This is a genomic window from Streptomyces sp. CLV115, assembly GCF_038448545.1.
GTDB lineage: Bacteria > Actinomycetota > Actinomycetes > Streptomycetales > Streptomycetaceae > Streptomyces > Streptomyces sanglieri.
Genome location: NZ_JBCEWQ010000289.1, coordinates 1 through 4,718 on the forward strand (window position 1 = coordinate 1; position 4,718 = coordinate 4,718).

The window sequence follows — 4,718 nt, forward strand, 5'->3', positions numbered from 1 at the left end:
CAGGCGGGGCGGCTTCGGCGCGGTTCGCGGGGCTGGTGTTCGCCGGAGGGCTGCTGGGCGGTCTGGTGCCCGGGACGCTGCGGGACTTCCTGGGCGAGCCGCAGCCGCGGACCCGGTACTACTTCGACGGGCCGAGGCCCACATCGCAGTGGTACTGGCGGCCGTTGCTGTCCGAGTGGCTGACGTACACGGTGCTGCCGGCGCTCGGTTGTGCGGTGCTGCTGGCCGTGGGTGCTCTGGTGTCGGCCCGGTGCTCGCGCCGTGAGCGGTTCGGCTGGGTGGTGCCGGCCCTGGTGGGGGTGGGTCTGCTGTTCCTGCCCGGCTGGGCGGCTTCCGGGGCACCCGAGCCCGTGGGCAACGGTGATCACGTCAACGAGTCGGCGGGGGCCGGGCTCGTCGTACTGGCCACGGGGCTCGGGCTGCTGGTGAGTGCCTGGGCGGTGCGGTCGTGGCGCGGGTCGGGCCGGCCGGTGGGTCCTCGGGCCCCGGTGCTCACGCCTGTCCGTTCGCCGACTCCTCCGCGATCCGCTCGTGGTGGCGGATGACCTCCGCCACGATGAAGTTCAGCAGCTTCTCGGCGAAGGCCGGATCCAGGTGTGCGCTCTCCGCCAGTTGCCGCAGCCGTTCGATCTGCCTGCTCTCGCGGGCCGGGTCGGCCGGCGGGAGGTGGTGGGCGGCCTTGAGGTGGCCGACCTGCTGGGTGCACTTGAAGCGCTCGGCGAGCATGTGGACAACAGCGGCGTCAATGTTGTCGATGCTCTCGCGCAGCCGGTTCAGTTCCGCGCTCACGGACTCGTCGATGTCCCTGGTGGTCATGGTCAGCGAGCTTAGACGGCCGGGCCCAGTGGGGTGATCGTCGGTGGGTGCTCCGGGTCCGGAACCTGGTCGCTCCAGCCGCCGGGCACGTTGCGGCCCTGCTGCTCGCGGAAGCGGACCGGAGCGGTGCCGACCCGGCGGGCGAAGAGGCGGGAGAAGTACGCCGGGTCGTCGTAGCCGACGCGCCGGGCGACGGCGGCGACCGGCAGGTCGGTGGCGGCGAGGAGCTCCTTGGCGCGGCCCAGCCGGATGCCGAGGAGGTAGTCCTTGGGGCTGCATCCGGCGCCCCGGCGTACCGCAGTGCGCAGTTCGGCGGGGGTCATGCCGTGCCGGGCGGCGTGCTCGGCGACGGACAATGGCTGGAAGGCGTCGCGGGCCAGGGCCTGGAGCACGGGGTCGCCGTCGGGGCTGACATCGGCGCGGGCCCGGCGCAGGGCGACGAGGAGTTCGTGGACGGCGGCGCCGGTCTCGACCTCCAGCAGCGGGTTGCCGCGCCGTGCCGCGCGTACGATCCGTCCGATCGCGGCGCGGGGGCCCGCCGTGTCGGCGAGCGGGACGAGCGGGCGGTCGGGCTCGATGTAGCCCAGTTCGGTGTAGGTGGCGGTGGCGGGGCCGGTGAAGTCGACGAAGCTCTCGTCCCAGCCGGTGCCCGGATCGGCGCCGTAGTGGTGCGGGGTGCCGGGGGTCAGCCAGATCAGGCTGGGGGCGGTGACGGTCACCCGGCGGCCGTCGGGTGCGGTGAACCAGCCGCTGCCGGAGTTGACGACGACGGCCACGTGGTGGTCCAGGGTGCGGGGGCCGACGGTCGGCAGCGCGCCGTGCTGGAGTCCCACGCCCAGGCAGACCAGGCCGAGCCGGTGGTGGAGCGGGCTGGGAGTGAAGAAACGCATCCAGGTGTGGTACATCGGCCTTCCTTCCTCCCCTTTCTCACGTGGGTACGAATTTCTCACGTGGGTACGAACGGTTCTCACGCAGGTACGAACAGTTCTCACGCGGGTCCGGACAGCCGGCCCGGACAATTGGTCCGAACAATTGTGTCCAAACAGCAGTGATCTTTGTCCATGGACCGGCCGGGCGCCAGGGGGCGAAGGTGGTGGCAACATTCCTCCCGGGTTCGCCCGCTCCGTGGTGCGTGCTGTCGTACGGGCCCGGGCCGTGCGGTTCCGGGGGCCGCACGCACAGAGAGTACGAGCACGATGGCTGACTTCACCGTGGGGGACGACCACTTCCGGATCGACGGGAAGCCCGTACGGCTGCTGTCGGGGGCCCTGCACTACTTCCGGGTGCACGAGGCGCAGTGGGACCACCGGCTGTCGATGCTGCGCGCCATGGGGCTCAACTGCGTCGAGACGTATGTGCCGTGGAATCTGCACGAGCCGCAGCCGGGCCGGTTCCGGGACGTGGCGGCGCTCGGCCGGTTCCTGGACGCGGCGCGGCGGGCCGGGCTGTGGGCGATCGTCCGGCCGGGTCCGTACATCTGCGCCGAGTGGGAGAACGGCGGTCTGCCGGTCTGGGTGACGGGGCGGTTCGGCCGGCGGGTGCGCTCGCGCGACGAGGAGTACGTGGGGGCCGTGGAGCGGTGGTTCGATGTGCTGCTGCCGCAGGTGGTGCAGCGGCAGATCGGGCGCGGCGGGCCGGTGATCATGGTCCAGGCGGAGAACGAGTACGGCAGCTACGGCTCCGACCAGGTCTATCTGCGGCGGGTGGCCGGGATGCTGCGCGAGCGCGGGGTGACCGTGCCGCTGTTCACCTCCGACGGGCCGGAGGACCACATGCTCACCGGCGGCTCGGTGCCGGGGCTGCTGGCCACGGCGAACTTCGGGTCGGGTGCCCGCGAGGCGTTCGAGGTGCTGCGCCGCCATCAGCCGAAGGGGCCGCTGATGTGCATGGAGTTCTGGTGCGGGTGGTTCGAGCACTGGGGTGCCGAGCCGATCGTGCGGAAGCCGGCGCAGGCCACCGAGGCGTTGCGGGAGATCCTGGAGTGCGGGGCGTCGGTGAACATCTACATGGCGCACGGGGGGACGAACTTCGCCGGGTGGGCGGGGGCGAACCGGTCCGGCCCGATCCAGGACCAGGACTTCCTGCCGACGGTGACGTCGTACGACTACGACGCGCCGATCGACGAGTACGGCCGCCCCACGGAGAAGTTCCGGCTGTTCCGCGAGGTGCTCGCCGAGTACGCGGACGGGCCGCTGCCGGAGCTTCCGCCGGAGCCGGTCGGGCCGGCGGTTCCGGTGCGGGCCGAGCTGACCGACTGGGCGCCGCTGGATGCCGTGCTGGACGCGCTGGGCGACGAGGAGGCGGCGCCGTCCGGTGTGCCGCCGACCTTCGAGGAGCTGGGTGTCGACCGGGGTCTGGTGCGCTACCAGGTGTCCGTTCCCGGTCCGCGCCGGCCGTACGCGCTGGACGTGACGGGGCTGCGGGACCGGGCCGTGGTGTACGTGGACGGGGTCCGGAAGGGGGTGCTCACCGAGGAGAACTGCGCCCTGGACGAGCCGGTGGCCGGGCCCGCGGAGGTCGAGCTGTGGGTGGAGTCGCTGGGCCGGGTCAATTACGGGCCGCGGCTCGGTGAGTCCAAGGGGATCACCGGCGGGATACGCCACGAGCGGCAGTTCCTGCACGGGGTGCGGGCGCGGGCGCTGCGGCTGGAGGCGTTCGAGGAGCCGGACGCGCTGGCCGGGGTGGCGTTCGCCGCCGCCGCCGGGGGGGCCGGTTCGACCGGGCTGTTCCGGGGGACCTTCGAGGTCTCCGGGGCGGCCGGCACCGGGCATGCCGGTCTCGAACTGCCCGGCTGGACGCGTGGGTTCGTCTGGGTGAACGGCTTCTGCCTGGGGCGCTACTGGTCGCTGGGCGCGCAGCGGACGCTGTACGTGCCGGGGCCGGTGCTGCGGGAGGGCGTCAACGAGGTGTGGGTGCTGGAGCTGGAGGGCGCGGGCGCGCCGTACGCGGAGCTGGGCCCGGGGGTGCCCGTCAGGACGGACACCCCCGGGGATGCTCAGGTGTGACTCAGTGACCGGCCGGGGCCGGGGTCAGAGCGTGGCCGCGGCGGACGCGATGTTGGCGGCGAAGGTCGAGACCTCGCTGTAGACGCCGGGGTAGCCGGGTTCGGCGCAGCCCTGGCCCCAGCTGACGATGCCGACCTGGATCCAGGCTCCGGCGTTGTCCTTGCGGAACATGGGGCCGCCGGAGTCGCCCTGGCAGGTGTCGACGCCGCCGGTGTCGATGAGTCCGGCGCAGATCTCGTCGCCGGGGACGAGGTCGCTGCCGTACGCGGCCTGGCACTCGGCGTCGGAGACGAACGGCACGGTGGCCTTGAGCAGGTAGCGCTGCTGGGCGCCGCCCTCGGTGGCCGCGCCCCAGCCGGCGATGTTGAAGTCGCCGTTGTTGTACGCGGTGGTGGTGGCGATCTTCAGGGTCGGCAGGTCGATGGGCTTGGCGAGCTTGATGAGCGCCCAGTCCTTGCCCGCGCCGTTGTAGCCGGGGGCCTGGAGGACCTTGGTGGACTTGACCTTGATCGCGCTGGAGGACTGCAGGTCGACGACGCCCGCGGTGGCGGTGATGGAGGTGTTGTTGCCCGATCCGTCCACGCAGTGCGCGGCGGTCAGGACGATGTCCTTGGCGTAGAGGGCGCCGCCGCAGCCCATCGACAGCCGGACCATGAACGGGAATTCGCCCTGGGCGGCGCGGGTTCCGCCGACGACCGGCTGGGGGGCCGCGGAGGCCCCGGCGGGCTGGAGGCTGACGGCCGCGAGAACCACGGCGGCTATGACGGAACATCTCTTCACGGCACGCAGAAGCTGCTTCAAGAGACTGCCTTCTTTCGTGGGGGGTGCTTGTGGGGGGTACGTGTGGGGAGTGCCTGCCGCCCGCGCCGGGGCCTCCGCGGCCCCCCAGCCGGTCGT

General features: G+C 72.4%; 5 protein-coding genes. 2 read left to right on the plus strand and 3 right to left on the minus strand.

Features of this window, described 5'->3' with window-relative positions; all coding sequences use genetic code 11:
* Positions 1–545, plus strand: a 545-nt coding sequence (locus AADR41_RS41270; RefSeq protein ID WP_342287533.1) for a hypothetical protein, incomplete at its 5' end; no start/stop codon positions are given.
* Here the strand turns inward: AADR41_RS41270 and AADR41_RS41275 are convergent.
* Positions 493–816, minus strand: a complete 324-nt coding sequence (locus tag AADR41_RS41275; RefSeq protein ID WP_342287535.1) for a chorismate mutase — start codon at positions 814–816, stop codon at positions 493–495. The genes AADR41_RS41270 and AADR41_RS41275 overlap by 53 nt on opposite strands.
* Before the next feature lie 11 nt (positions 817–827).
* Positions 828–1,721, minus strand: coding sequence for a helix-turn-helix domain-containing protein (locus AADR41_RS41280; RefSeq protein WP_342287537.1), 894 nt, complete (start codon positions 1,719–1,721; stop codon positions 828–830).
* Positions 1,722–2,012: 291 nt separating this feature from the next.
* Between AADR41_RS41280 and AADR41_RS41285 the strand changes: the two genes are divergently transcribed.
* Positions 2,013–3,821 carry a glycoside hydrolase family 35 protein gene (locus tag AADR41_RS41285; protein WP_342287539.1) on the plus strand — a complete coding sequence of 603 codons (1,809 nt, stop codon included), beginning with the start codon at positions 2,013–2,015 and terminating at the stop codon, positions 3,819–3,821.
* 24 nt (positions 3,822–3,845) lie between these two features.
* On the opposite strand, the gene AADR41_RS41290 is transcribed toward AADR41_RS41285, so the two are convergent.
* The gene (locus AADR41_RS41290) at positions 3,846–4,622 is read right to left on the minus strand and encodes a S1 family peptidase (protein WP_342287540.1); all 777 of its coding nucleotides are present in this window, start codon (positions 4,620–4,622) and stop codon (positions 3,846–3,848) included.
* Between the last annotated feature and the right edge of the window lie 96 nt (positions 4,623–4,718).